The sequence below is a fragment of the Microbacterium sp. genome (assembly GCF_049661145.1).
In the GTDB taxonomy this organism is placed as follows: domain Bacteria; phylum Actinomycetota; class Actinomycetes; order Actinomycetales; family Microbacteriaceae; genus Microbacterium.
Map to the genome: position 1 here is coordinate 1 of NZ_JBASZT010000257.1, position 3,372 is coordinate 3,372.

Sequence of the window (3,372 nt, forward strand, 5' to 3'; positions counted from 1 at the left end):
GTCGTGGCGACGGCGCCGACCATCGCGGCCGCCGCAACGACGGGATCGGCGCGATCCGCCATCGCGGTCGTGCCGGCGTGGTTGCCCTGACCGCGCACGCGCACCCGCCAGCGCCCGTGGCCGAGGATCGACGACCCCACCCCGATCGGCCGGTCGAGGTCGATGAGCCCGCGGCCCTGCTCAATGTGCAACTCGACGAAGCACCCGATGCGAGCGAGCGCTTCGTCGTCGCGGCCGAGGTGGGTCGGGTCGATGCCGCCGCGCGCGAACACATCCGCGAGGGTATTGCCGTCGGCATCCGTCAGGGTCCTCGCACGGTCGGCGGGGAGCTTGCCGGTCAGCAGCCTGGAGCCGAGGCACGCGAGGCCGAAGCGCGAGCCCTCCTCTTCCGGGAAGACGGCGATGGCGAGCGAGCGCTGCGGATTCGTGCCGCGGGCGCGCAGCGCGTCGACGGCTTCGAGTGCCGCCGCAATGCCCAGCGGGCCGTCGAACGCCCCACCGCCGGGCACCGAGTCGAGGTGGCTGCCGGTGACGACCGAGCCCGCCGCGGGCGTGCCCCACCATGCCCACAGGATGCCGTTGCGGTCTGTCTCGACGTCGAGCCCGCGCTGCTGCGCCTCGCCGACGAACCACGAGCGCAGGTCCAGCTCGGGGGTCGAGAGCACGGGCCGGTAGTAGCCACCGGAGTTCGGGTCGCGGCCGACGGTGCGGATGCTCTCGAGCAGGCGCGTGACGCTCATGTGGCCTCTCCGAGTCGGACGGATGCCGGGCGGATGCCCGTCGTCCCAGGCTACGAGAGCCCACCGCCGGGCGGCCAGACGCCTCACCGACGTGCTGTCCGGTATCCCGGACCCGGCTCACGCGCGCGCCCCGACTCAAGAAGGAACCGACGGCCGGGGCCCCGAGGGGCAGCATCCGACCGTCGGCTCCGTCTCATCTTGCCTCACCGGACGCGCCCGGGCGTCGTCGAGACCGCCGGGGACCGCTCACACCCGCGCGAGCATGCGCGGAGTGCGAGCGGGCGGCCAGTGCAGCGCGCGGCCGAGCGACGCGAGCACCGACTCGTGCATCGCCTCCGACACGGTCGGGTGGGCGAAGATCGTCTCGGCGAGCGATTCGGCCGTCGCCTCCAGATCGTGCGCGATGCCGAAGCCCGCGATGAGCTCGGTGGCCTCCGGGCCGACGATGTGCGCGCCGAGCAGTTCGCCCGTCGTGGCGTCGAAGATCGTCTTGACGAACCCGGTCGCCTCGTCGGCCGCGAGCGCCTTGCCGTTGGCCGACAGGTCGAACGTGCCGACCTGGATCTCCCGTCCCGTCGCGCGCGCCTGCGCCTCGGTGTACCCGAGACTTGCGACCTGCGGCCGGCTGTAGGTGCAGCCCGGCACGAAGTCCCGGTCGAGCGGATGGATGCCGGGGACCCCGACGATCCGGTCGACGCACACGAGCGCCTCGTGGCTCGCCTTGTGCGCGAGGCACGGCGCGCCCGCGACGTCGCCGATCGCGTACAGGCCCGCGACGCCGGTCCGGCACCACTCGTCGGTGACGATGAAGCCGCGCTCGATGCGCACGCCCAGCGCCTCAAGGCCCAGGCCCTCGGAGTTGGCCGCGACGCCGGTCGCGACGAGTACGCGCTCGCTGCGTACGGTGTGCTCGGCGCCGCCGTTGTCGCGGAACACCGTATCGACGCCGTCGGCGTCGGGCGAGACGCCCCCGACCGATGCCCCGGTGAAGACTCGGATGCCGCGCGCCGCGAACTGCTTCTCGACGAACCGCGACGTGTCCTCGTCCTCGACGGGCAGGATCCGCGGCGCTGCTTCGAGGAGCGTCACCTCGGTGCCGAGGTCGCGATACAGACTCGCGAACTCGACCCCGATGGCACCGGAGCCGATCACGACGAGCGAGGCGGGCCGATCGCTCGGCCGGAGGGCATCCGTCGACGTCCACACACGATCGCCGTCGGGCACCGCTCCCGGAATGGCCTGGGGGCGCGCGCCCGTCGCGAGGATCGTGTGGTCGGCGCGCAGTTCGCGGGAGCCGCCCGTCGTCAGGGCGACCGCGACGAGACCTTTGCCCGGGATCGTGGCCGTCCCTCGGACGACCTCGATCCCGTTCGCGGTCATGAGCGACGCGATGCCGCCGGTGAGGCGGGCGACGACACCGCGGCTGTACGCCACCAGCGACGCCATGTCGAACACGACGCCGGCGACATCGAACCCGACACGGCTCGCCTGGGCGATCGCGTGGGCGGTGTCGGCGCCGTGGAGCATCGCCTTCGTCGGGATGCAGCCCCAGTTGGCGCACACCCCGCCGAGCTCCGCCCGCTCGACCAGCGCAACCCGCAGGCCGTGCTGGGCGGCCCGGATCGCGGCGACGTAGCCGCCCGGACCGCCTCCCACCACGACGACGTCGAAGGCGTCCGCCTGCTGCTGCAGGGGAGTTCTCTCGTTCATCGTCGCCTCACACCAGCATCTGCGCGGGCGACTGCAGAATCGCCTTCAGCTCGCCGACGAACGTCGCCGCCAGCGCGCCGTCGATGACGCGGTGGTCGCTCGACAGGCTCACCTCCAGCACGGTGCGCGCCGCGATCTCACCCGAGTCGAGCACGACGGGACGCCGGATGCCGGCGCCGACGGCGAGGATCGCCGCCTGCGGCGGGTTGATGATGGCGTCGAACGCCGTCACCCCCAGCATCCCGAGGTTCGACACCGAGAAGGTGCCGCCCTGGAACTCGTCGGGCGTGAGCCTGCCGGCCTTCGCCCGCGTGATGAGCTCCGACAGCTCGCGCGAGATCTGCGAGATCGGCTTGACGTCGGCGCTGCGGACGATGGGCGTGATGAGCCCGTCGTCGATCGCGACGGCGACCGCGACGTCGGCGTGTGCGAAACGCAACACGCTCTGCGACGCCTCGTCGAACTGCACGTTGACGTCGGGCACCCGCATCAGCGCGGTCGCGACCCCCTTGACGATGAGGTCGTTGACCGAGATCTTCACCCCGGGAACCGAGGCGTTGATCTGCGCCCGCAGCGCCAGCAGGTCGTCGAGCACGATCTCCTGATGCACCCGGAAGTGCGGGGAGGTCTGCACAGACGCCCGCAGGCGCTGGGCGATCGTGCGTCGCATCGAGGTGAACGGCACGACCGTGGGCGCCTCGTCGACGGATGCCGACGGGGTCACGACCGGCGTGGCCCCCGCCGCGGGGGCGGACTGTCCGACGCCGAAGCGGCGCGCCGCCTCTTCGACGTCGAGCCGGCAGATGCGCCCGCGCGTGCCGGTCGAGCGGCAGTCGTGCAGGTTGATGCCGAGCGAGGCCGCCAGTCGGCGCGCGACCGGCGTCGCCGGCACGGCGGAGTCGTCCCGCGTGGAGCGGGCGGG

Annotated in this window: 3 protein-coding genes; all 3 read right to left on the reverse strand. The window is 72.7% G+C overall.

Features of this window, described 5'->3' with window-relative positions:
* Positions 1-740 (reverse strand): allantoate amidohydrolase (locus tag WBP48_RS11040; RefSeq protein WP_424440331.1); only part of this gene is annotated, 740 nt, incomplete at its 3' end.
* A 246-nt stretch (positions 741-986) separates the two neighbouring features.
* Positions 987-2,450, reverse strand: coding sequence for a dihydrolipoyl dehydrogenase (lpdA, locus tag WBP48_RS11045; protein WP_424440334.1), 1,464 nt, complete (start codon positions 2,448-2,450; stop codon positions 987-989).
* A gap of 7 nt (positions 2,451-2,457) precedes the next feature.
* A partial coding sequence (locus WBP48_RS11050) for a dihydrolipoamide acetyltransferase family protein (protein ID WP_424440337.1) occupies positions 2,458-3,372 on the reverse strand: 915 nt, incomplete at its 5' end.